Consider the following 23278-nt stretch of genomic DNA (forward strand, 5'->3'; position numbering starts at 1 on the left):
TCCTCACCATCCCCATACCCATCTAGCACAGGTCCTGAGGGATCATCATTTTCAGACTCACTATCAGACCATTCAGGTTCATCACCTGAATCAAAGGGTTCTACCCCACTAGCCCCTGGAGTATCAACCCCTTCCGGATCAGAATATGAAGGCTCCCCTAAATTATCCGAACCCTCTACTGTGCTATACAACGCGGAATGACTATTCTCCACAGCTCCAGGAACAGCTTCCAAATCATCAGGATTTACATATATACCCTGCTCGTCAACAGCATTCGCAAACGCTTCTTCTAGTCCAGCCTGAAAAGTAGTGGGATCAAAAGCTGGAACGGCATCCGGAGGAGTGCCCTCAGGGCTAGTTTTGCCATGAATAGTACCATCTCTTTCAAAAAATTGTGGTATGTGAATCATTTCTGGAGGTTTGGATTCAGCCGAACTCACCACAACATCATCTATAGGTCTATTCAGGTGCCTTGTTGCCCGTTCTATTTTAAGTTTTGCTAGGGCTATTTGCGCATCTATTTCAGCCTGTCTTTTATCAAATTTAACTAATAAATAGAATTAATACCTTGGTAATTATAATTAGTTATGGTTTTTAAAAAGCAATAATTACGTCCTGGATAGCAGTTCTATGAAATGGTCATCTCTAAAAACCATGCCGAAGATTTTAGTTGGTGTGGCAATTCCTCTGGTTTTACTTGTTGTTATTAGTCTTGTGAGCTTTACCTCTATTGGTAATATTTCAACTGCGACTGAGAATGTTGAATCAGCTCACACGACATTAGAAGAGATGACGGATGTTATTGCCTCGGCGGTGGATATGCAGACATCGATGCGGGGATACCTTCTTGCGGGGCAAGACAGTTTTCTCGCCCCCTATGAACAGGGACAAGAAGAAACTTATGACAAGATTGCTAAGCTTAAAAATCATGTAGGTGATAATCCTGAACAGTTGGCGCTTTTAAGTGAAGCCGAAGCGACTTTGCAGGAATGGCAAGATGTTGTTACAGGACCATCAATAGACCTTCGTCGTCAAATAGGTGATGCAGAAACCATGAATGATATGGCGCGGTTGGTCGCTGAGAATAAGGGCAAGGTTTATTTTGATAAGGTACAAAGCCAAATAGAAGGGCTTATTAAGCAGGTTGTTACACAGCGGGCTGAACGACAAAAGAAAATAGACGCGGTTTTGATGTTTACGAAGCTGGACGCAGATTCCGTTGGGAAGATGTTGAAAGAAGTAAACGAAACCAATGGTGTCATTATACAAGCCAATGCCGTTTTTAAAGCTGTCGTAGATATGGAAACCGGAATGCGTGGGTATCTTCTGGCTGGGCAGGAAGATTTCTTAAAGCCTTATTCCGATGGCAGTGAAGAATTGTTTAAAATTACAACTGATCTTACAACCGCACTGAAAGATAATAAAGATCAGGTTGAACTACTCAATCAGCTGGAAGCGACGGTCAAAGAATGGCAGGCAAACGTCGTTGAACCCATGATTTCTTTACGAAGAAAAATTGGGTCAGCTAAAACCATGGATGATATGGCCGACTTGGTTGGCGAGGCAAAGGGCGAAGAGTATTTTACGGCTTTCCGATCAACGATGACTGCCTTTGCAACGAATGAGCTTGCCCAGCTTGAAAGCCTCAAAGCGGAAACGGAAAGCACAGTAACAGCCACCAATACAGTAATCATTTCTGCAACGGTAGTTGCGATACTTCTCGGGGGAGGGCTGGGAATGCTCGTGGGACGTGGTATTGCACAGCCTATCAAACATATGACCGGTGTCATGGGACGCTTGGCGGGTGGTGAAAAGGATGTGGATGTTCCTGGACTTGAACGCGGCGATGAAGTTGGCGAAATGGCTTTGGCTGTTCAGGTGTTCAAAGACAATATCATCAAAACGGAAGAGCTGGCCAAAGAACAGGAAGAGATACAGGGAATGCGCGAAGAGCGCACAAATAAAATTTCATCTCTGACCAAGGATTTTGATAGCGGGGTATCGGTTCTTCTGGAATCAGTGGGAACCGCGATTTCCGATATGGAAGGCACGGCAAAATCAATGTCTGATATTGCCCAGCGGACAAAAGAACGTGCAACTGTTGTATCTGGCGCTGCCCAAAACGCATCCGTCAATGTTCAATCGGTTGCCAGTGCGACCGAAGAGTTGTCTTACTCGATTAAAGAAATTAGCCAGCAGGTTAACCAGTCTTCTGAAATTACCAGTAAGGCGGTTGCCGAGGCAGGCAAGACTGATCAACAAATTCAGGGATTGGCAAATACCACAGACCAAATTGGGGATGTGGTGAGCCTAATTTCAGATATTGCTGAACAGACTAATCTGCTTGCGCTAAACGCCACAATTGAAGCTGCACGCGCTGGTGACGCGGGTAAGGGCTTTGCCGTTGTTGCCAGCGAGGTGAAAAATCTGGCGAATCAAACAGCCAAGGCGACAGAACAGATATCATCCCAGATTGAGGCTGTACAATCGGACACTAAGAGCGCGGTAACCGCGATACAGTCTATTACCTCAACAATTAACGAAATTAATCAAATTGCGTCTGCCATTGCTTCTGCTGTTGAAGAACAGGGCGCGGCTACTTCTGAAATTTCTCGAAATATTGAGCTTGCTGCGAATGGTGCAGGCGAAGTCACAAACAATATTGAATCAGTCAGTCTGGCGGCAAATGATACGGGCGCAGCATCTGAGCAAGTTTCTGCAGCGACACGCGAACTTAATAGTAAAGCGGATAACTTGCGTGGTGAAGTTGAAACTTTCCTGAATGCGATCCGGTCTGCTTAGCAGGTTTTTTATCGCTCAATAAAGAGAACTACTCCATTCATTACTTTTTGCTTTTGCTTTTGCTATTGGTAGTGAGTAGCGAGAAGGATATTTGTCTCTGTTTCCATTACATCTTCATGAGTTCTGATATCAGCTAGGGTGCTGTCCAGGTTTTCAAGTGACTGTGTATGAATATCGACAAGAATGTCATACGGGCCACTAATGGTGTGGATGGCGATAACCTCTGTCCGTCCAGCAAGATAAGCCATGATCCGCTTGTTGGACTTTGACCGCATTTTTATTCTTGCCTGTGCTCTAATTGGTGCTTGGGCATCTGCGTTAGATGTTTTTATTGTAAAACCCTGAATGACCTTTTTCGCAACCAGTTGATCTATACGGTTTTGTACCGTTGCACGAGAAATACCAAGTTTGTGCGCAAGCGATACGACGGGTTGGCGCGCATTCTGACGTAAAAGGGCTATGAGTTTCTGATCTGTATTATCTACCATCTTAACAATATGCGATATTGTTTGAACATTTTGAAAGATAATAATCAATCTGTGAGCAATTTTATGGCTATTTGTTTGCATCGCGTCGCGTAATACTGCGTCATGTTCTTAATGATGGCGACAGTGCTTTGTGTAAAGGTGGGCTGTCTCTTTTTTCAAAAAAGTGAGTAAGGTAATGAGAGTAACCGTTTGCCAGTTCGACAATCGTTTAGAAAAAATTGAAGATAGTTTTTCTAAGTTGGCTGATCATGTGCAAAAGCATAATGCCGAGTTTGTTTTGGTTCCAGAAATGTCCTTTTCTTCTTGGCTAGCTGCATCAAGACAGCCAAACGCAAAATCTTGGCTTGGTGCTGTTGACGCTCATACAAAAATGATTGATCGCCTTGACGAACTTGGCGCAAAAGCGGTTATGGGTACGCGACCTGTTCTGGATTTAGCACGACGAAGAAACCGTGCATATCTTTGGCAAGAAAAGCAGGGACTGGTTGAATTTCATGATAAATGGAATTTACCCGACGAAGAGGATTACTGGGAAGCGACTTGGTATGATCGGGGGGACAAACTTTTTTCTACGGCACGGTATAATGATGTCCGGATTGGCGTCACAATTTGTACCGAGATGTGGTTCTTTGAGCATGCAAGAAGTTACGCAAAGCAGCAGGCGCATCTTTTGTGTGTACCAAGGGCAACCCCGCATGGATCGACTGAAAAATGGCTTGCGGGTGGTCGTGCGGCGGCTGTTGTCTCTGGTGCTTATTGCTTATCATCGAACCTGTATAACCCAAAAGGCAATGGTGATAATCTTGGCGGGTTGGGGTGGATCATTGACCCAGAAGGAAATGTGATGGCAACGGCAACACCCGAAAATCCGTTTGTTACTGCGGAGATTGATATAGATTTTGCTGAAAAATCAAAAAAGACTTATCCGCGCTATGTTGCGGACTAAAATTCAGCTCTAAATAAGAAAATTTATTTTCTAAAAGAGGCGTCAACTTGATGCCTCTTTTATACGAGGGTGTGGTGTCGTTTTAAAACGGAACCCCTAGTCGAGGTGTGATTTAGGCGAGACTTTTTGCCATATCTTCGGCCATATCTTCGTAAGTTTTAAGCTGTTCCGTTGTGTGTTTGATATCAAGGTCAAGCCAGTTATCAAATTGACCTTTTGCCGTGGAGTATTCTTGCTTTAGTTCCAAAAGACGATTCAGCTGTCTTTCATAGATATCAACAAGCAAGCTTACCTGCATCGTTTGTGTCGCCTGGTCTGCGAGGTGGAGCAAGCGCATCTTGATGGCGATAATCAGCTTGCTCATATCTGTGACCGGTGCGCGAAGGTTCGACCCCATCAGATAAATGAACTCTTCCTGACCAGAATCTGTTAGAGAGAGGGTTTCTGCATCTGAAGTTTTATCAAGACTGACAAGTCCTTCGACCTTTAGGACTTCTAGCGGGGGACCAATCAGATCGAGCGATGGACCAACGACAAGACTGGTGAAACCACGTACTGTTTGGGCCAACATGGCATAACTCATGGGGCTTTCCATAAGCAAGCCAAGCGCGAGAAGGCGAGTTGCTTCTGCTGGGACCAGTGTATTATCGCGGTACATAGAGTTCTCTCATCTAACTAGAAGACGTCACTGATTAAGATACCAAACTAGAGCTAAAATATCTCGAAGTTTTTTATCTGTCCAGTTAAATGAGAATTGTTCGCAATTAAAGCGTTTTTTAGGCAGCGATTTGTAATTGCAGTTCTTGCCAAATTTCCTTTAGTGCCTTGACCAGATAATCAATATCATCATCAGTGTGAACGGGCGATGGTGTTAGCCGTAACCGTTCTGTACCCTTAGGTACCGTAGGATAATTAATCGGCTGAACATAGATACCATAGCGGGACATAAGGGTATCGGTGATCTGTCTACAAGTTTTTGGGTCCCCGACCATAACGGGAACAATATGTGTTTCCGACTCGATAACGGGTAAACCAGCTTCTTTCAGTCGTTTGCGGGTTTCATGTGCGCGATCCTGATGGCGGCTTCTCTCAAAAGCACTTTCTTTCAAATGACGAATTGATGCCAGAGCGCCAGCTGCAACAGCAGGGGGGAGAGATGTCGTAAAGATAAAGCCGGACGCGTAGCTACGGATAAAGTCAACGAGGCTTGCAGAGCCTGTAATGTAGCCACCAACGACGCCAACAGCTTTACCTAGGGTGCCTTCGATAACATCCAAGCGATGGGTCAGATTTTCTCTGTCGGTAATACCACCACCGCGTGGCCCATACAGGCCAACCGCATGGACCTCATCCAGATAGGTCAGAGCATTATATTTATCTGCGAGGTCACAGAACGCTTCGACTGGTGCAACATCCCCATCCATAGAATAAACGGATTCAAAGGCGATAATCTTTGGACGGTCAGGGTCAATTTCTTTGAGTTTTGCTTCAAGATCTTCGGGGTTATTGTGTTCAAAGATAACCCTGTCCGCTTTACTGTGGCGGATGCCTTCGATCATAGAGGCATGGTTCATGGAATCAGATAGAACCACACAGTTCGGCAGCTTTGACGCCAAGGTGCTCAGTGCAGCCCAGTTGGAAACGTAGCCAGAGGTAAAGAGCAGCGAGGCTTCTTTTTGATGCCAGTCGGCCAGCTCTCTTTCAAGCAAAACATGGTAATGGTTGTTGCCGGAAATGTTACGGGTGCCACCAGCACCTGCACCACATCTATCCAATGCATCGTGCATTGCGGCGATGACTTTGGGGTTTTGGCCCATACCCAAATAGTCATTGGAACACCAAACTGTGACAGGGCGGGTGCCGTCGGTGCCATAGTGAGTTGCATTCGGGAACTTACCAGCCTTACGCTCCAAGTCAGCAAAAACACGATAACGACCTTCTTCTCTCAAGTCATCTATCGCCGTACTGAAATACTCTTCGTAGTTCATTTGCTCTTCTCGCCTAACGTGAGCCGCTTTAACCGGCTTGTTCTTATACTCGTATACAGGCTTTGCTGTAACAAGCTTATCAGCTGTTGAATTAATGAATAGTTTACCTGAATTCAACAACAATTCGCACTCTACTGCGCCGCTATTATATCACCAACGCGACTGAACGACGCATAAAGTTTTAGTTTCTTTATACACAACAGTGTTATCGCAACTTAATGCGGTCGTAATTGATCGATGTCAATTCGATGGGCGATATGTGATTTTAACAAAAAAACGAAACAGATTGCGCCACAGAACTGTTGCGCCACAGAGTTTATGTCACAGGCTTTTGTCGACACTTAGGGGCAGGTTCTGTGGCGCAATATGATTGTAAGGTGTCTCGGGCGCTACTTAAATTAGGTTTTCTTCTTTGGCCCAGTGCAAAGTTTTATCCAAAGCAACGCTGAATCGCTCAATTATTTGATCAATTTCATCTTCGGTAATGATCAAGGGCGGACAGAAGGCAATTGAATCCCCCATGTTTCTTAAGATCAAACCTTCGTCGATTGCACGTTCGTTCAGATAGGTGCCGACTTTGCCGATAGGATCAAAACTTTCTTTGGTTACTTTGTCCCGTACAAGTTCGACAGCAGCAATCAAGCCAACGCCACGAACTTCACCAACAAGGGGATGGTCTTTGAATTGGGCAAGACCAGCTTGCAGACGCTCTCCTGTATTTGCCGCTTGAACAAAGAGATCGCGTTCTTCGTAAATTTTCAAGGTTTCCAGAGCAACGGCGGCACACACAGGATGGCCTGAGTAGGTGTAGCCATGCCCCAGAACCCCAATTTTTGCCGAATTATCTGCGATCCCTTGGTATAACTTGTCCGTAATCATAACAGCAGAAATCGGTAGATATGATGAACTCAAAGCCTTGGCGACGCTAATAATATCAGGCTTCATACCAAATGTTTCACAGCCGAAGGCATTCCCCGTGCGGCCAAATCCGCAAATAACCTCATCCGCAATCAACAGAATGTCATATTTCTTCAGAACAGCCTGAATTTTCTCCCAATAACCTTTGGGGGGGACAATGACACCGCCGGCCCCCATGACAGGCTCGCCAATAAAGGCGGCAATGGTTTCAGGGCCTTCATCTTGAATCATTTTCTCCAATTCATCGGCCATGCGAGTTGAGAAATCTTCTTCACTTTCGCCGTCCAGCCCAAAGCGCCAATAGTGGGGACAGGACGTATGAAGAATATTGGCGATCGGCAGGTCAAAATCGGTGTGGTTTGCAGGAAGGCCTGTCATACTGGCACTGGCAACCGTCACACCATGATACCCTTTTATACGGCTGATTATTTTTTTCTTTTCCGGACGTCCTACCGCATTGTTGTAATACCAGACCAACTTGACCACCGTGTCATTGGCCTCTGATCCGGAATTTGCAAAGAAGACCTTCGACATGGGGACAGGTGCCATGGCAAGGAGCTTTTCTGATAATTCAATCGGGGGGATCGGCGTTTTGTGGGTGAAGCTGTGGTAATAGGGCAGCTGTTTCATTTGCTTGTTTGCTGCGTCTATTAATCGTTCTTCGCCAAAGCCTAGGGAAGTTGACCACAAACCGGCCATCGCTTCGATATAGGACTTTCCTTGGTCGTCGAATACATTGACGCCTTTACCGTGAGTGATAATCAACGGGCCTTTTTCTTCATGAGCACGGGCATTTGTATAAGGGTGGAGGCAATAGGCGACATCGCGTCCGGCCATGGAATTAGGTGCGCTTAAATTTGCTGAATCACTCATGTTGAATCCTGCTCAAAGGTTTTTTGTTTCTGATTGTGATTACACCCGAGAGCTATAGGGACTTCAAGTCGATAAATCATCGCGTAGAAATTTATTTTACAGAGAATTCTGTCAAAGGTGCTTTATGGGGAAAGAAGTTCACAAGCTTATAATTCTGGTAATACTTTCTGTATTATTTTTAGGGAATACGCAGTTAATGAATACTACGATTGAAAGTTCTCGAGATAAATGAGTTCAAGTTCCATGGATGATAGCTATCAACAATTGAGAATAGAGTTTGTTGATCAGTGTCATCTGGTGACGGACGAGCTAGAGAGTCTGCTGAATAATGTCTATGACGGTAAAGAGAATGCGCCTAAGGCAATAGATCTTATCCGTCGTGAGATGCATAACCTCAAAGGACAGGGAAGTGTTTTTGGATACCCTGTCATATCTATGATTGCTCACCGTCTGGAAGATTATCTGGCAAAAGAACAAGTTCTCGATATCGATAGGATAGATGATGTTAATGTGTATCTGGATCATGTCAGGGGAATTGTTGATCGAGATCAGCAGTTGTCCTATGGGGAAGCAAATGAACTTTTAAGGTCTCTTCCTCAATTCGGTCTAGCTGCTCATAGCGAATTAGAAAAAGACGCAATCGTTGAAGATGTCGAAGTTATGGTGGCGACGTCGAGCAAACTTCATCGGCATCGTTTGGAAAGTGCTTTAAATAAGCCAGGGTGGCGACTGATTTCTTTTGACCGCACGCTTGATCTTCTTGAAAATGCCTTAGTCAGTCCACCGAACGGTGTTATCGTTTCTGGCGAGTTACCCCTTGTTTCAGGTGTGGAGTTAGCGCGAATATTTTTGGCTTTGGAAAAGCTTAAGAATGTGCCCTTTGCTATTTTAACAAGCCGATCCAAAAGCCACAAAAATTTTGAAGACCTGTCTGAGAGTGTGAATTTCATCTCTACAGGGCAGGAGTTTGGGCAGGACGTTCAGCGTATTGTTGACGTGTTATCCTCACAATTAGTAAAAATTAACCCTCGAAAACAGCCTGTTAAAATAGCTGTGACGAATACAAAACACCTCGAAATTCTTTTGGCAGAAGATAATCGTATCAATCAAATTCTTGTCCAGCGGTTCCTGGATGATCAACCTTGCAATGTTACCTTGGTCGAAAATGGTGTTGATGCTGTCGAGGTTTGTAAAAACCAAGTGTTTGATGTTGTTTTGATGGACGTCGTTATGCCCAAGATGGGTGGGGTAGAGGCAACAAAAGCTATCCGTGGTCTGAATCTGTCTTGGACGGGTAATGTGCCGATTATTGCTTTGACGGCTGATTATGCTGGCGAACATCAAAGAGCGTATCAAAAAGCTGGTATGAATGAATGTGTCGGGAAGCCTATTGCGCCCGAAATTCTGTTAAATACAATTAATAAGCTGACAAATTATAATAAGCTGACAAATTAACTGCTCCCTGGAATTTGTATAATTGCACTAAAGTCAGGTTTTCGTCGGGGCCGCAGGACCGGAAGCGGTTGTCGTATCAACAAAAAACTGGTCTAAGAGTAAACAGTTTTTTATCCCTTTTCTATCCCTTAGGTGCAGGCCCCGATGCTGATTGTTTTCGAGAGTATCTTTCCGATATTTGCTATAATTTTACTCGGGTTTGGTTTGCGGAAAAGCAACTTTGTCCCAAAAGAGCATTGGCGGGTTCTGGAAGAACTTTGTTTCTGGATATTTTTCCCCTGTATTCTTGCGACAACTCTGATCAAGGCTGATCTATCCGCGATTGAGTTGGGGCCTTATGTCTTTTCAGCTTTGGCGATGATGGTCAGCCTTGGTATTTTTACGCTGTTCTTATGGCCATTGCTTCGTGGCTTATGGGGGACGAGCAGGGGGCAGTTTTCAACCGTTTATCAGACTGTAACGCGGTGGCATGGCTTTATTGCTTTGGCAATTGTCTTGAAGCTATATGGGCCGGAGGGTGGCGCGTTGATCGCTTTGGCGATGGCGGTCATGGTGCCCTTTTTGCAAATAACCAATATTCTGGTGTTGGCGACTTTTTCTGATGATGAAAATCAGTCGGGCCCCTCTTTGTCCAAAGTTGTCAGAACCATTGTTGTAAACCCTCTATTGTGGGGTGTCTTGTCCGGGCTAGTTCTTAATCTCTTAGATGTGAGCGTGTGGGAGCCAGCCATGACAATGGCAGATCTTTTGGGGCGGGCTGCTTTGAGCATGTCGCTTTTAGCGCTGGGGGCGGGACTAAGTCTCAAGGCTGCACTCAATCCTTCGCGCGAATTGTTGATAGGGTTGATTGGGAAGCTGCTGTTGACACCTGCTGTTATGGCTGGCTGGGCCTTATGGTTCGGTATTTCAGGCCTGTCATTTTCTGTTTTGATGGTCTGTGCATCGGTGCCGACGGCGATGAATGGTTACTTGTTAGCCAAGAAGATGGGGGGCGATGCGGATCTTTATGCTGCGACCTCGACAGTGCAGACGGTGGTCTCTTTCTTCAGTATTCCCTTGGTTCTATGGCTGGCAAAGACCTATGCTAACGGGCTGTGATTTCTATCGAGGTGTCGTTTAATACGTTTTAAGTCTGCCCGTACAATTAGTTTATGAGCTGTTGCCACTGGAATCATATAGAGGCGCCCAAAAGTATTATGGGTTTTGACTGATGATGTAATTGTGAGTGTTGCTTTATCTGTTGTTATACAGGTCATGACATCCAGATGTCTGTCCCGTGCCGTAAGTGTCAGAACATTTGGTGAAATGTGTTCTACGACGAAAAAATCGAGATGATCACCTATCTGTAAATTATCTGGCCATTGTCCTGAAAAACCTTTGATGGGTTTGACGCCAAACCAGCCCGATATTTTGTCCCGCATATGAAATGCAAATTTCATGATCGGCGCTGGGGTGGAAGTGATCATTTGCCATGCCTCTGGCGCTGAAATTTCCCGGGATAGGATGGCAGACTGCGTGTCAAAGAAGTTGAGTTGTTCCCTCGGGGCCAGTATCTGAATGTCTGTGCTTTTATAGGTAAAAAGGGGTTTTTGTATCAAGGTGTTGGTCGCTGCAAAAAAATAATTGCTTCATATCTATGACCGCGCTTTGAAGTTTCAACCATTTTTGTTCGCTGAGAAAGTACGCTATAACTCAACAGGCTGTCCGTGTGGTGTGCGAAGATAAGCGCTGCGCCATTCTTCTTTACGAAGGGACATTTCATCGGGCTTGATGTTGTTTTTTTGTGTGACAATCTTCTCAAGTACATTGAGCCAATGGTTGTAATAGGTGTTGCCGAGATCCGGATCACCATTTGCTTGGGCAAGTTTGATTTCCTGACTGAATATATCTACCCATTCCGACCATGTGAAATGGCCTTCATCACAAAGGCGAACGGCTAAGGCAAAGGCTTGTGCTTGCCATGGCTCGGCAAAAACGGGGCCTTCTTCATCGGTTGGCAGTTGCGGTAAATTCTTACAAAAGTGTTGGGTTATATTGCTCATAGCTTTTCCATGTAACTTTGCCAGAGATCAACGTGTATGGTCGTATCGTTGCCATCGCCCCACAATTGGCTGCCGTCAAACGATACATTATAGAGGTGTTGACCTGTTTTATTTCCCTGCGCATTCTCATCTGGAAAAATAAAGCTGCCATAATAATCGCAAATGGTACCTTCGTGTCCGCGAATGTATCTAGGGGCGCGCGTGTGTCCTGTGGGATTGAACTGTATGACCTTGATTTTGTCGCCGATCTTGAATTCTTGAGGATCATTGGTTGGAAAATCGCAAGGCCCCCCGGACGCGAGGATATCCTGAACGGCCGACGCCGGGGCGCATTTGTCTGTGAGTTCTTTAGGGGCTGGATCAATTGCTTTTCCCATTGCGAGTTCTTCGGATGAGATAACGTCCCGTTCCACCAAAAGTGTTTCCAAACCAGCCAGCCAGTTTTCATAGTAACTGTTTGAAAGATAAGCCACGGGGTGTTGGCGTTCGCGGGCAAAGCGAGAAATGTCAATGTTCCACTGTCCAAGCCACCCTGCCGTTAAGGTTAAGCCAAGAGCGCGTTTTTCCCATTCCGCGTGGAAAAGAGGCTCTTTGCGTTCAGGTTCCGGATTGATTGGCCCCAAGCCATGCATTCCACCCAGATCATGCGCGCCGTTCATAATGTTTCTCCTGTCATGGATATCTCTGGTTCTTGTCTTACAAGGATTAGGCCGTTGGGTTTGATTCTCGTGCTTGCAGTCTTTCGGGCGTTAGCGCTTGTTCAACACCGATCATGGAATTTCGTGTCACAAGTTTTTCTAGTTCTGCTGTCGTCCACCCATCAGTACCTTCCGGGCGCTGGGGCAGAACAAGGAAACGCATTTCTGACGTTGAATCCCAGACCGAGATTTTCATATCTTTGGGAAGCGTTGTTCCAAATTCGGCCAAAACGCCTTTGGGGTCTGATACTGCCCGTGCCCGATAGGGAGCAGACTTATACCAGACTGGGGGCAAGCCAAGAACCGTCCAAGGGTAACAGGAACAAAGGGTACAGACGACAAGGTTATGGCGAGTATCGGTGTTTTCGACCACTTTCATATGTTCGCCCTGACGACCTGTATAACCCATGGAATGAATGGCTTTGTTGGCATCAGAGAGTAAAAGAGATTTAAAGTCAGGGTCTGTCCAGGCGCGGACAACAACTTTGGCACCGTTCCGGGGGCCGACTTTTGTCTCATAAGTCTCGATAATTTCATCTATGGCAGCGGGATCAACTAACCCTTTTTCAACAAGAAGCGATTCAAGTGCTTTGACCCTGAGTGCAGGATCAGAAGGTGGATCGGTATGGTCGTGTGAATGATCGTGTCCCATGGTACGTCCAGTTTTGTGTGTTTTTAATGGTGCTGATTTTTATGGCTTAGGAATTATGCTGGTGAAATTATGAGGCAAAAATTTTCATAAGTACAACATCATAAGTGCAATAGCGGTACTAAATAACGATTACTGATTTGACTTGTAATATGACGTTCCAATTATGGATCTTAATCACGTCAAAATCGTTGATAATTAATTCACTTCAGAACTTACTTCCATGATCAAGTTACGTAACCAAATATGGGCGGGATCATCGTGTCGTTTCTCATTCCAAATTATTGATGGACTAAAACGCTCAATTTCTAGCGGTAGTTCAAGTACTTCAACGGGCATTGACGTTGCAATCCGATTGGCGAGGCGGCGCGGAAGAGATAAAATCATATCGCTCTCGGCAACCAGTATAGGGGCGGCAAGAAAGTGCGGGAGCCTTACAGCTATCCGCCGGCTTAGATTTAGCTTTGCGAGGGCTTCATCCACGACATTTTTTCCATGGCCTGTAATTATGACTGATATATGTGATAAAGCGATGAAACATTCCAAGTTCCAGTGCTTGGAAAGTACAGGATGATCACGACGAACGAGGCAAACAAAATCTTCATTGTATAGTGATCGTTGATGGAAACGAGCAGGTAATTTATCATAAACGCCAATTGCTAAATCCACCTCTCCTTGCGCCACCAATTTCACATTATCACCGGATGGTGCAGCTATCTCTAAATCTAGGTTTGGTGCTAGCGTTGCTAACTTTGATAGCAACTTAGGCATTAATAACAATGACATATGGTCGTTAGCTGCAATAGATATGCGACCCGTAGTCTCACTAGGTGAAAAAATCGATGGGGCAACAATTTGTTTCGCTTCTTCGAGTAACTTTGCCACTGGCTCTGATAAGAACGCGGCCCGAGGCGTCAACTCCAAACCTTGGGCCGTGGGGATAACCAGTTTGTCACCTAACATACGCCGAAGGCGTCCCAAACCTCGGCTAGCAGCCGGTTGGCTAAGGCCAAGTTTTTGGCCAGCTCGCGTGACACTGCGCTCTTTTATTAAAGCGTCGAATAGCTTGAGAAGATTAAGGTCAACATGAGAGAAATTCACTTCGTGCATTCTGAGTATTCAATCTATGCATTTGGGTAATGTTGATATTATTTATATGATTTTAAATACGAAATCTACTTCGATTATACCATAGTGAGAGAAAATTATGACTAAAGCTGAATTATATGCTGTAAGCGGTGTTAGTGGACGTACTGGGGCGGCCGTGGCGCGTACTTTACTCGCAGCAGGTAAACGTGTGCGGGTGATCGTGCGCACCCCAGACAATGGTACTGTTTGGGCCAATCAAGGTGCTGAGGTCGCTGTCGCCAGTCTTACAGACATGTCAGCATTAAGTAGCGCACTATCAGGTGCCGCGGGCGCTTACATTATTAGCCCACCACAATACTCACAGGAAGATCTTTTTAAACAAGCTGAAATGATGGCTGATACGATTGCCGAAGCATCAATTAAAGCACAGTTACCAAAACTGGTTGCCTTATCCTCTATTGGAGCGGACAGATCGGAAGGTGTCGGTTGGATCAGCATGAACAGAACATTAGAGCAAAGCCTAGAACAAACAGGATTGCCCGTCACATTTCTACGTGCAGCCTATTTTATGGAAAACTGGATACCTATGATTCAATCCGCATTAAAGCAGGGGAGTTTATCCAGTTTCCTCGCGCCACTTGATAGGAAAATTCCGATGATAGCAACGGATGATATCGGCCGGATCGCTGCCGAAGCCTTTAATGAGGATTGGAATAAAGTGCGTGTAATTGAACTGGAAGGGCCTACGTCATACTGTCCCAATGATTTAGCAAGTAGTTTAACGCAACGTTTGGGGGAAGTTTTCGATATCAAAGCTATCCCTGAAACAGACTGGGCTACAGCGCTACAGGGATCAGGAATGTCAGAAATTGCTATAGGTGGTTTTATTGAAATGACGCAAGCTCTTAACTCTGGTCACATTGATTTTGTCGATAGTGCTGAAATTGATCGGCGAAAAGGCAGTATTACGCTTGATGATATCGTGACCGAAATATTGCCATAAGCTGTTTTCATTGATTTGAAACTTGGAATGCGCTTCATCTCAATTTTTAGGCTTATACACAATTACATAATTTCTGACTTTGTTTCGTTTCTTTTGCGACATTGATTAAAGGCCGATGCTCTTTTCCCATAAGAGCATCGGTCATGCATTTGTTGAGGTATTTATTATAATCCGATCCAGACCAATCCCGCTCCGCTAAGAGCTGAGATTAGAAGAACGCGGGTCAGGCTCCAATGGAGCTTCAGGATCAGAAAGCCACAGGCTGACGAGAGTAAAATAATCCGCCAGTCGAGTGAACTTAAATCAGGTATCCAGACATTGAAGGGACCGAAAGGTTCGGCCTCTACTTTGGCAAAGAAAACGTGTAAGCCAAACCAGATGGATAGATTTAAAATCACGCCAACGACTGCGGCTGCAATACCGCTCAACGCACTCCGTAGTCTTGGCTGAGTCCCAATCCAGTCAATGTATGGAGCACCAACAAAGATCCAAAGAAAACAGGGAGCAAATGTTACCCACAGCGTTACCAAAGCACCAAGTAACCCCAGAGTCAGGCCGCTTTCACGGTAAGCAGCAATAAACCCGACAAACTCTGTCACCAAAATCAAGGGGCCGGGAGTGGTTTCTGCTAGTCCTAGCCCATCCATCATTTCCCCGGCTGTTAACCAGCCAAAATGAACAACAACATCCTGTGACATATAGGCAAGAACAGCGTAAGCACCGCCAAATGTAACCACAGCGAGCTTGGAAAAGAAGATCCCGATGTCATTGAGGATCGACTGTGGCGCGAAGACGTTGAGCAAGACAAGCGGTGTTGCCCATATGACAAGCCACAAGATAATGGTTCCAAGGGTTTGCTTGAAATTACGGGTACGTTTTTTGATTTCTTCGGGGGCGCTTATATCAGCATTGTTGCGCAGGAAACCAAAGAGGGCAGCAACGACAATGATCATGGGGAAGGGGAGATTCAAAAAGAAAATGCCGATAAACGCTAGCCCAGCAATAATCCAGTGTTCTGGCAAATGTAGGACTTTTTTTGCGACGCGGTGAAGGGCCTCGATAACAATAATCAAGACACAGGCTTTCACACCGAGGAACAAGGCACTTACAAGTGGGACATCGCCAAAAAGGGCATAGATCGTGGCAAAGGCCAGCACGACCAGTGCGCCGGGGATAACAAAAAGTAATCCTGACAATAAACCTCCAACAAACCCGTGTAGTCGCCACCCCGTGTAGGTGGCAAGCTGCATGGCTTCTGGTCCGGGCAGAAGCATACAAAAACTAAGTGCGTTGAGATATTGTCGTTCGCTTAGCCAAGGCCGCTCTTCGACAATCATACGATGCATTAAGGCAATCTGAGCTGTTGGACCGCCGAATGACAGCAGTCCAATCTTGAGCCAAACATGAAACAACTCCCCCATAGAGGGATGAGCAGAGGCAGCCGATGCTGTCTCTTGGGATGTTATTTCTGATGATGCGCTACTATTTTTTGTCATATTGTTTTCTATAGAGGACATGGCTCAATCCCCTGTTGAGGGGCGTTGGGAATTGGGTGTAGGCCAATCATGGCTTTCGCTAGTGGCATCGCGCGCCCAACGATAAAAGGCATCATAGAGCGCCATGCCAGCATCCAGTTGTTGTAGATCGTCACGATACATGCGTGATAACCCCAGAGATGCAGCAAGAAGCCCCGAAGCTTCCGGGGCCAAATCATGTCGGTTGGTATCTGCGCCTCGAACAATTGTTGCCAACCGCTTGAGAGGTTCTGTTTCAAGGCAGAACTCTTCTATCATCGTATCAAAGGTGCATTTCTCGCCACGATGGCTCCAATAAACATCTTCAACATCAAAGGGAGTAGCATTGAATTTCTCTGCTACATCCAAAACTTCAGATGCTGTTACATAAAGAATTTGGGCATTGCGGTCGATAAAGCGACGGATTAACCAGGGGCAAGCTAGACGGTCAATCTTGGGGCGCAATCTGGTCACCCATACGGTTCGGCCCTCGATATTCCTATCTGGAATTCTCTCTACAGGAACCAGTGGATTGTTTGTTTCTTCCCACCCGAGAAACCCGCCTTCCAAGCTTTCCGTTCTTATACCATGGTCGCGCAAGATAGCAGCGGTTCCCTGACTGATCTTTTTCCCCTTGTGACAGGTGACGACCACATGTTGATTTTGCAGGGATGGTGCCAAGGCAGCGATGCTTTGAAAGGGGTAGCGAAAAGATTGAGGAATAAGTCTTGGATCTTTGGCAAAGTCTTCGTCAATGCGAAGGTCGATAATAACGGGAGCGTCCGGTGTGCCGATGAGGCGGGATAATTGAGATACTTTAATTTCATTTGGTGATGGCATAGCGCATCCTCTCACACATTCGGTGTTGAATTAGGATGCGAAACTTAGGCTGTCGCCTCACGGGGTGTTCGCAACCCCATGTCACAATTCTACGCGGTTATTTCCTGAGGTCAATCGAGCTTTGCTGAAAGTTTAAATTTAGTATTGTCATAAGGGCCTTAGATAATACTAAGGCCCTTATGAAGCTTAGGTGTTTTCCTATAAAGTTAGCCAGGCTGTAAAGGCATAACCCGATACGATTGCGCCAAAAAGGCCGAGCAGAAGATAGAGGACGAAGACGGGTTTCTTGACCAGTGCATAGACACCCATTGCTGCTGGGATGGATGAAACTGATCCCGCGAGCATAAAGGTCATGCCTGTACCTGCGCCCATGCCGAGTTCAATCAAGCTGTTGATCGTTGGAATGGCGGCATAGCCGTTCAGATAGGCCGGAATACCAACAAGGGCCCCTAGCGGAATAGACCACCATTGCTCGTCCCCAAAAAGCAGCGCAACTTTATCGACAGGTAAATAGGCAACCATCAGGCTTTCGAAAAGGAAAGCGAGGGCCAGCCACTTGAAAAGGAACCAGCCATTTGTCATCGCTTCTGTCTTGAAGGTTTCCGTACGCTTGGGATCTTGCCAGAACTTCCAGTAAATTGTTGTGTCAGGCTTTTTGTTATCGTCTTTTTGATCAGTGCCACAGCTTGTGGCGCAGGACGATCCGCAACCACTTGCTGTTTGCGGACGCATGATTTCCTGAAAATAACCCGCCCGGACCATCAGGTAAGCGATAATGCCCCCCGTTGTTCCCATCAAAAAGGCTGCAATGGTTTTGAAGGTTGTGAACTCCAGCCCAAAAACGGCGCTGGTCAAAATAAACATTTCCGGATCCATGAGGGGAGAGGAAATCCAGAAGGCCATGACCGGGGCCAGGGGAACGCCTGCCCGTAGGAGACCGGCAATCAACGGAATAACCCCACAGGAACAAAAGGGAGATAGCGTGCCAAATAATGCAGCAATGCCAATACTGACGATGGGATTTCCCGATGTTGTCGTATTGATTTTGCTGTCGAGATTACTCGCCTTGGTATAGGCCGCGACACCAATCGAAAGTACAATAAAGGGAAGAATGGCGACAATGTTTTTTGCACTAAAAACAATCGAAGGCCAAAGCTGACTTTGATCGAGAATGGCAATCAACACGAGGGTAAGCAAAAATGCGAGGATAACTTTATCCAGCCGCAAGTTGTTCCATTTTGTTATTTCAAGGAAAGACATAACATTACCTTATTTCTGGAATTATCGAAATATTTAAGCAAGCTTTATTCAACATGGATCTCTTCTTCTAAATTATGGTCTTATTCGTTCAGAGGTTAAATTCTCTAGGACTAAGTTCTCTTAGGTTAAGTTCTGAGTTAAGTTTGGGGCTCAAGCTTCTTGAAGCCCATTACAGCAGTCTTCCATCAGATAATCCAACAGACTGTTTGTTAGTTGATAATCCAGTCGGCACCGTAAGACCCGACCTTCACGTGACTGGATCAGAAGTCCCGATGTCATCATGTGTGAGATATGGTGTGATAGTGTGGAATGTGGCATATCCAGCTCTTTTTGAATATCGCCAACCGCAAGCCCTTCGTCCCCGGCCTTAACCAGCAGGCGGAACATTGCCAGACGTGCCGGATTACCAAGTTTTGAAAGACAGACTGCTGCTTTATCCAGTTCCATATCATCCTCAGATATTATTTCTATATTTATCGAAATAATATCTGAGGGGCTGTTTGTCAAGTCATCACATACAGATCATGTTTGATTGAAGGGGGTTTTTATATATTAGCGCTTTGAAAAACGCAGGTTATGGAAGAGGGTGAGTTTCTAATCTCTGTGGCTGCCAAAGATAGTATGCTGCCTGCTAGCAAGGTTTTTTGACCTTGGTCGCGATTTTACTGGATATGATTGTTCTTAATACCGTGATAACGCGACGTATCAGGTCGTGTGCAGTCTTACTACGTTCTGTTCGGGCTATATGTTCATATGAATTGCGTGGATGTAACATGAGTATCTCCTTTTCATTAAAAAGAACTATCTCATAGTTATAATTTTTGTATAATTGGTGTGATTTAAACAACACCTTTCAAAGTTTTGGTATAATGCGTCTTGATGATCTCAGGTTCTTTGTGCGTGTGGCAACTCTGGCGAACCTCTCTGCTGCGGGGCGAGAGTTTGGTCTGTCACCGTCTGCGGCCAGTGCACGATTGGTCACGCTGGAAAAGTCTGTTGGCAGTCAATTGATGTCGCGGACAACGCGATCAATTGCGCTAACAGAAGCGGGGCAGGTCTTTAAAGGTCATGCCGAAGCTGCGTTGAATGAAATAGACACAGCGATAGATCGTATGGATGAAACGGCCAGTGAGCCGCGGGGGCACCTAAAAATTTCATGTAATATGTTTTTTGGTCGAAAGCATATTCTTCCCTTTCTCAACGAATTTACCGAACGCTATCCAAAAATTACTTTGGAGATGAGTTTTTCTGATCGTCTCGTGGACATGATTAAAGAGGGATATGATCTGGCAATTCGAGCGGCTAAATTACCTGATTCAACTTTGCGGGCACGAAAGCTTGCAGGTAACCCAAGAGTATTGTGTGCTTCACCGGAATATTTGGCCAGAAAGGGTTCCCCGACCTGTCCTGCTGATTTAAAGAAGCACGATTGCATCGGGGTGAGCTTTATGCCGACCTGGTATTTTCAGGGGGGTAATAAAGAAATTAGCTGCTCTATAGAATCTTCAATTACTGGGGACACAGGTGATTATGCCTATGATGCCGCTTTGCATGGTTTGGGCTTAACAGTCAAATCGGTGGCGCATGTTTGGGAAGATCTTAGGGATGGGCGTTTGGTCGAAGTGATGACTGACTACCCTGTTGCTCGATCCGGCGATGTCTGGGCTGTTTATCCCCCTGGCAACTATACGCCTTCGAAAATAACGGCATTGATTGATTTCTTGCGGGAAAAATATGGATCTCCTCCTTATTGGGAAACAGATTATCGAACAGCATCAACGCAGTCGAAGTGATAAATATATAAAAGAAAGGCTAGCCTCTCGGGCTAGCCTTTCTTTTATAGTGATAGTACTTTTTATCAGAATTAGTCCGCTTTTCCACCGTGTTTGCTGGACCATTCGTTTGGACTGCTTAGGAATGAACGAACAGTGACAAGGTTATCATTTTCGAGATAACCTTTTTCTTCGGCAACTTTTAAGGCATCCCACCAAGTGGCGAGAGCATGAAGTGTCACGCCTTCTTTGGCTAGGTCGCTTACAGACTGTGGATAGATGCCATAGTGGAAGAACACGAAGGTATGGTCACATTTACCGCCTGCGTTGCGGATTGCTTCGACAAAGTTAAGCTTTGAGCCGCCATCGGTTGCAAGGTCTTCAACCAGAAGAACGCGGCTGCCTTCTTCCATGTAACCTTCGATCTGGGCGTCACGTCCAAAACCTTTTGGTTTTTTGCGAACATAAAGCATCGGCAGACCCATGCGTTCTGCAATCATTGCCGCAAAAGGAATGCCCGCGGTTTCTCCGCCAGCAATAGCATCAATTGATTCATAACCGATATCACGTTGGATCAGTTCAACGGCCATGTCCATCAGCTTCGCACGGGCGCGGGGGAAAGAGATAATCTTCCGGCAATCAACATAAACAGGACTGATGCGACCAGATGTAAAAGTAAATGGGTCTTCCGGACGGAAGAGAACAGCTTCGATTTCCATCAGAATTGAGGCTGTTGTTCTGGCGGTTTCGGTAATTTTGCTCATCGAGTATCCGATCCTTGGGTCAGTTGCCGATAGCTCTTTGTTCACAGCTATCCGAATAATTTTGATCTATTTACCTCTTGCGTTGCCCTGCTGCAATATTTTTCCCCCTTGAGGAACACAAGTCAAAAAACATTCATGTAAGTAATAGCATCCTAAGATGAGACTGGTTATCTTGTTTCAAAGCTGTATTTGCCAAACGAGACCTGTTCGCGAGGAAGAATGTCTGAAGGTTCTGAAAAGAGTAATAACCAAGATAACCAAGATACTGTCTTGGTTTGGCGTGAAGATGATATTGCGACGGTTGTTTTGAACCGCCCAGAAAAACTGAATGCTTTTAATTTAACTATGTGGCAAGACCTTGGGACTGTCATGCTTGAACTCGGGGCTGATGAGACATTGCGGTGCATTGTCATTCGGGGCGCTGGGGGGAGAGCCTTTGCCGCAGGGGCAGATATTGCAGAGTTTCAGAAGGTTCGCTTTTCGTCACAACAGGCTGCTGATTATGCGAAGCCAATGGACCGCGCGGCAGATGCCATTCGTCAATGTCCACACCCAACCCTCGCCTTTATCGAAGGGGCGTGCATGGGCGGTGGGCTGGAAATTGCCGCGCAGTGTGATCTCAGGATAGCCAATCGTTCTGCAAGGTTTGGTATTCCGGTCAACAAAATCGGGAACGTGCTGCCTTACCCGGCGATGATTGCTTTGGTGGGGCTGGTCGGACGAAGCGTCACAATGGAACTTCTTTTGGAAGGTCGCATTTTCTCGGCCGAAGAAGCATATATAAAAGGGCTGATTGGCCGAATTGTCGAAGATGATATTGCTGAAGCGGAAGTTTATAATTCTGCGAGACGTATTGCAGAAGGCGCGCCGTTGGTGGCGCGTTGGCATAAAAAACATTCTTCACGGGCGCAAGACGCAACGCCTTTGACGACGGAAGAACTGGCTCAACCCTTTCTTTGTTGTGATACTGCGGATTATAAAGAAGGGATTGCTGCGTTTCTTGAAAAGCGAAAACCAAGGTTCACAGGTGCCTAGAAATAATGAAGATTGGTCAGAGTTGTATTTGCAGTTTGATTCTCTGGTGGGTTTTTCTGCGCACCCCATTGGGGATATTTAATTATGGTATCCGGCGCCTATCCAAGCTTTAATCGCTATCTTAATATCGATTAAAATGATTATACTTAAAGGGCTTTGTCGGAAGTTGTTCTCGCGGTGTTTTTGAATTGGCTGGTTTTGTATGTATAAAATGCTGGATCTGACTGAGATCCCAGAGAGTTCTCCGGTATTTTTTATGGCTTCCTATTATGATCGGTTGCCGAGATTAGGACCCAATGATTCGGAACAGTTACCTCTCCCTCTATGGTCAGACTTTAATCCGGTAGAAATACGAAAAATTTTAGCTTGGACAATGGTGATCCAGCGAAATGAGGCCAGCCCGTCCGGTCATCTTATCAAACTTGAGGGCGATAAAATAATAGAAGCTTCCGGTGTCAATTCCATGGGGAAAACGTTGGCTGAAGCGTTCGATCCTGAAATGGCCCAGATTAAGTGGCAAGAAATGGAAGATGTGGCGCAGCAGCGGCGTACATCCTTTACCCTAAGTCCTGTCCCCCGATCAGATCGGTCTTTTATTGATCTGTATCGTGGATGTTTCCCCTTTTGTGATGCGCAGGGTGATGTTTGCCGTCTGGTGATTATCGTTGCGCCGGTGAAAGATGTTGTGCGGTAATCGTGTGCAGGCCGTTTTTAAGACCCGAAGATTAGAATAGTTTCATAACGGCTTCGCCATGACCAACGAGTTGTCCATGTTGGTTTTTGACATCACAAGTCAAAAATTTGATATGTTTGCCACCACCTTTTAAAATGCCTGTTGCGACTAATTTATCATCGACCTTAGCAGCCGAAGTAAATTGCGTGTTGAGGGAGAGGGTCACGGCACGACGGCGTTTTTCTGGGTCTGGATTGTGGATCAATGTGTAGCCACAAGCTGTGTCAATTAGGGTCGCGAGAACACCACCATGCATAATTCCTGCGCTGTTTAAGTGGCAGTCAGCAATAGTCAGGGCAATGCTGGCTGATCCTTCGGTCCACTCAGCAAGGCTATAGCCCATATGTTGCCCAAAATTACTCAATTTTTCTTGTGTGGTATCCTGTGTATTTGATTTTTTCATGACGAT

At 45.7% G+C, this 23278-nt stretch carries 24 protein-coding genes; 8 read left to right on the forward strand and 16 right to left on the reverse strand.

All coding sequences use genetic code 11. From position 1 onward, the window contains the following. On the reverse strand, nucleotides 1-440 hold a 440-nt coding region (locus tag Q0241_RS12415), incomplete at its 3' end, for a hypothetical protein (RefSeq protein WP_299377829.1). 190 nt (nucleotides 441-630) lie between these two features. Between Q0241_RS12415 and Q0241_RS12420 the strand changes: the two genes are divergently transcribed. After that, entirely contained in the window at nucleotides 631-2802 is a 2172-nt protein-coding gene (locus Q0241_RS12420) for a CHASE3 domain-containing protein (RefSeq protein ID WP_299377831.1), read from the forward strand. A 62-nt stretch (nucleotides 2803-2864) separates the two neighbouring features. On the opposite strand, the gene Q0241_RS12425 is transcribed toward Q0241_RS12420, so the two are convergent. Beyond that, nucleotides 2865-3290, reverse strand: coding sequence for an Lrp/AsnC family transcriptional regulator (locus Q0241_RS12425; RefSeq protein WP_299377834.1), 426 nt, complete (start codon nucleotides 3288-3290; stop codon nucleotides 2865-2867). Nucleotides 3291-3465: 175 nt separating this feature from the next. On the opposite strand from Q0241_RS12425, the gene Q0241_RS12430 reads away from it, so the two are divergent. After that, nucleotides 3466-4236: a carbon-nitrogen hydrolase family protein gene (locus Q0241_RS12430; protein WP_299377835.1), complete on the forward strand. Its 771-nt coding sequence runs from the start codon at nucleotides 3466-3468 to the stop codon at nucleotides 4234-4236. 112 nt (nucleotides 4237-4348) lie between these two features. On the opposite strand, the gene Q0241_RS12435 is transcribed toward Q0241_RS12430, so the two are convergent. The 3 genes from Q0241_RS12435 to Q0241_RS12445 form a co-directional block, all read right to left on the reverse strand. Further along, nucleotides 4349-4894, reverse strand: a complete 546-nt coding sequence (locus tag Q0241_RS12435; RefSeq protein ID WP_299377838.1) for a hypothetical protein — start codon at nucleotides 4892-4894, stop codon at nucleotides 4349-4351. A gap of 118 nt (nucleotides 4895-5012) precedes the next feature. After that, entirely contained in the window at nucleotides 5013-6224 is a 1212-nt protein-coding gene (hemA, locus tag Q0241_RS12440) for a 5-aminolevulinate synthase (RefSeq protein WP_299377840.1), read from the reverse strand. A gap of 393 nt (nucleotides 6225-6617) precedes the next feature. Beyond that, the gene (locus Q0241_RS12445; RefSeq protein WP_299377843.1) at nucleotides 6618-8015 is read right to left on the reverse strand and encodes an aspartate aminotransferase family protein; all 1398 of its coding nucleotides are present in this window, start codon (nucleotides 8013-8015) and stop codon (nucleotides 6618-6620) included. Nucleotides 8016-8243: 228 nt separating this feature from the next. Here Q0241_RS12445 and Q0241_RS12450 point away from each other — a divergent pair, with 228 nt between their 5' ends. Beyond that, nucleotides 8244-9470 carry a response regulator gene (locus Q0241_RS12450; protein ID WP_299377846.1) on the forward strand — a complete coding sequence of 409 codons (1227 nt, stop codon included), beginning with the start codon at nucleotides 8244-8246 and terminating at the stop codon, nucleotides 9468-9470. 144 nt (nucleotides 9471-9614) lie between these two features. Beyond that, nucleotides 9615-10568: an AEC family transporter gene (locus Q0241_RS12455; protein WP_299377849.1), complete on the forward strand. Its 954-nt coding sequence runs from the start codon at nucleotides 9615-9617 to the stop codon at nucleotides 10566-10568. Here Q0241_RS12455 and Q0241_RS12460 read toward each other — a convergent pair. The 5 genes from Q0241_RS12460 to Q0241_RS12480 form a co-directional block, all read right to left on the reverse strand. Further along, nucleotides 10550-11068: a DUF2867 domain-containing protein gene (locus tag Q0241_RS12460; RefSeq protein ID WP_299377851.1), complete on the reverse strand. Its 519-nt coding sequence runs from the start codon at nucleotides 11066-11068 to the stop codon at nucleotides 10550-10552. The genes Q0241_RS12455 and Q0241_RS12460 overlap by 19 nt on opposite strands. 87 nt (nucleotides 11069-11155) lie before the next feature. Further along, nucleotides 11156-11512: a nitrile hydratase accessory protein gene (locus Q0241_RS12465; protein WP_299377854.1), complete on the reverse strand. Its 357-nt coding sequence runs from the start codon at nucleotides 11510-11512 to the stop codon at nucleotides 11156-11158. Beyond that, nucleotides 11509-12171, reverse strand: coding sequence for a nitrile hydratase subunit beta (gene nthB, locus Q0241_RS12470; RefSeq protein WP_299377856.1), 663 nt, complete (start codon nucleotides 12169-12171; stop codon nucleotides 11509-11511). The genes Q0241_RS12465 and nthB overlap by 4 nt, the downstream gene beginning before the upstream one ends. Nucleotides 12172-12217: 46 nt before the next feature. Continuing rightward, a complete protein-coding gene (nthA, locus tag Q0241_RS12475) occupies nucleotides 12218-12862 on the reverse strand; it encodes a nitrile hydratase subunit alpha (protein WP_299377859.1) in 645 nt (214 codons plus the stop codon). Nucleotides 12863-13057: 195 nt separating this feature from the next. After that, nucleotides 13058-13969, reverse strand: a complete 912-nt coding sequence (locus Q0241_RS12480) for a LysR family transcriptional regulator (RefSeq protein WP_299377861.1) — start codon at nucleotides 13967-13969, stop codon at nucleotides 13058-13060. 97 nt (nucleotides 13970-14066) lie between these two features. On the opposite strand from Q0241_RS12480, the gene Q0241_RS12485 reads away from it, so the two are divergent. Further along, nucleotides 14067-14951: an NmrA family NAD(P)-binding protein gene (locus Q0241_RS12485; RefSeq protein ID WP_299377864.1), complete on the forward strand. Its 885-nt coding sequence runs from the start codon at nucleotides 14067-14069 to the stop codon at nucleotides 14949-14951. Between the two features lie 164 nt (nucleotides 14952-15115). Here the strand turns inward: Q0241_RS12485 and chrA are convergent, their stop codons facing one another. The 4 genes from chrA to Q0241_RS12505 form a co-directional block, all read right to left on the reverse strand. After that, a complete protein-coding gene (gene chrA / locus Q0241_RS12490; RefSeq protein ID WP_299377867.1) occupies nucleotides 15116-16447 on the reverse strand; it encodes a chromate efflux transporter in 1332 nt (443 codons plus the stop codon). Between the two features lie 24 nt (nucleotides 16448-16471). Next, nucleotides 16472-17305 (reverse strand): sulfurtransferase/chromate resistance protein, encoded by an 834-nt coding sequence (locus Q0241_RS12495; RefSeq protein ID WP_299377870.1) that lies wholly within the window; start codon nucleotides 17303-17305, stop codon nucleotides 16472-16474. Between the two features lie 198 nt (nucleotides 17306-17503). Then, the gene (locus Q0241_RS12500; RefSeq protein ID WP_299377873.1) at nucleotides 17504-18565 is read right to left on the reverse strand and encodes a permease; all 1062 of its coding nucleotides are present in this window, start codon (nucleotides 18563-18565) and stop codon (nucleotides 17504-17506) included. Nucleotides 18566-18715: 150 nt separating this feature from the next. Continuing rightward, nucleotides 18716-19012, reverse strand: coding sequence for a helix-turn-helix domain-containing protein (locus tag Q0241_RS12505; RefSeq protein ID WP_299377875.1), 297 nt, complete (start codon nucleotides 19010-19012; stop codon nucleotides 18716-18718). A 422-nt stretch (nucleotides 19013-19434) separates the two neighbouring features. Here Q0241_RS12505 and Q0241_RS12510 point away from each other — a divergent pair, with 422 nt between their 5' ends. Continuing rightward, a complete protein-coding gene (locus Q0241_RS12510; protein ID WP_299377878.1) occupies nucleotides 19435-20358 on the forward strand; it encodes a LysR family transcriptional regulator in 924 nt (307 codons plus the stop codon). Between the two features lie 71 nt (nucleotides 20359-20429). On the opposite strand, the gene Q0241_RS12515 is transcribed toward Q0241_RS12510, so the two are convergent. Beyond that, a complete protein-coding gene (locus tag Q0241_RS12515) occupies nucleotides 20430-21101 on the reverse strand; it encodes an orotate phosphoribosyltransferase (RefSeq protein ID WP_299377881.1) in 672 nt (223 codons plus the stop codon). Nucleotides 21102-21320: 219 nt separating this feature from the next. Here Q0241_RS12515 and Q0241_RS12520 point away from each other — a divergent pair, with 219 nt between their 5' ends. Together Q0241_RS12520 and Q0241_RS12525 are read left to right on the forward strand one after the other, a co-directional pair. Continuing rightward, complete coding sequence (locus Q0241_RS12520) at nucleotides 21321-22136, forward strand: enoyl-CoA hydratase-related protein (protein ID WP_299377884.1); 816 nt, start codon at nucleotides 21321-21323, stop codon at nucleotides 22134-22136. Nucleotides 22137-22338: 202 nt separating this feature from the next. Next, on the forward strand, nucleotides 22339-22830 hold the full coding sequence (locus tag Q0241_RS12525) for a hypothetical protein (protein WP_299377887.1): 492 nt from the start codon (nucleotides 22339-22341) through the stop codon (nucleotides 22828-22830). A gap of 31 nt (nucleotides 22831-22861) precedes the next feature. On the opposite strand, the gene Q0241_RS12530 is transcribed toward Q0241_RS12525, so the two are convergent. Beyond that, entirely contained in the window at nucleotides 22862-23272 is a 411-nt protein-coding gene (locus tag Q0241_RS12530; protein WP_299377889.1) for a PaaI family thioesterase, read from the reverse strand. Between the last annotated feature and the right edge of the window lie 6 nt (nucleotides 23273-23278).

The organism is uncultured Kiloniella sp. (assembly GCF_937128705.1).
In the GTDB taxonomy this organism is placed as follows: Bacteria; Pseudomonadota; Alphaproteobacteria; order Kiloniellales; family Kiloniellaceae; genus Kiloniella.